Source organism: Vibrio sp. 2033, assembly GCF_033339735.1.
This window is the reverse complement of record NZ_JAWOVC010000454.1, coordinates 1-641: the sequence shown is the minus strand read 5'-3', so window position 1 is coordinate 641 and position 641 is coordinate 1. Positions and strand designations below refer to the sequence as shown.

The window sequence follows — 641 nt, the reverse complement described above, 5'->3', positions numbered from 1 at the left end:
CTATTTCCTTACTGATAAAGGGGAAAACGTCACGAGTTCTCAAAACAGTGATCTTCTAAACACAATAAGTCTTTAAACTCTTGCGCACTGTTTAAGTATTGTTCATCTCCCCACAATTTATAAGCAAGCAAGTACCAAAGCATTGCCATCACTAAAGTGCGGGGGTGCCACGCTTTTACTCCTTCAAGCCAAACTGAGGTATTTTCAATATTTCGAATCTGGCAATAGCGTTCAACCGACTCTTCTATTGGCGAATCGGTAATTTGCAAAATGAGCGTTAAATCTAATCTTGGATCTGCAAGGCTTGCGTACTCCCAATCAATGACTTTCACGCCCTGCTCTCCCCGAACTAGGTTGTAACACCCCAAATCAAAGTGACACAGCGCTAACGGAATTTGCTCAACACTAGGTTCAGAACGCCACTGTTTGTATAGAGTTTCAAATTCTGAACCGACGTACTTTCCTTCTAACTCCAACCAATAATGATCAATTCGCGAGATGTAAGAAAATGGCACAACAGGTATGGAGCTCGAATGGTATTGATGAATGGTCGCCGCGATGGGTAAGAGCTCTTCCAACTCGATGCCATCTTTTGTCAGCGTGATCCCATCGATCCACTCCACTAACAACCCTTGCTCATG

General features: G+C 43.4%; 1 protein-coding gene. It reads right to left on the bottom strand.

The features are described from left to right. Window positions 1-29: 29 nt before the first annotated feature. A partial coding sequence (locus R7P74_RS27155; RefSeq protein WP_318123774.1) for a phosphotransferase occupies window positions 30-641 on the bottom strand: 612 nt, incomplete at its 5' end.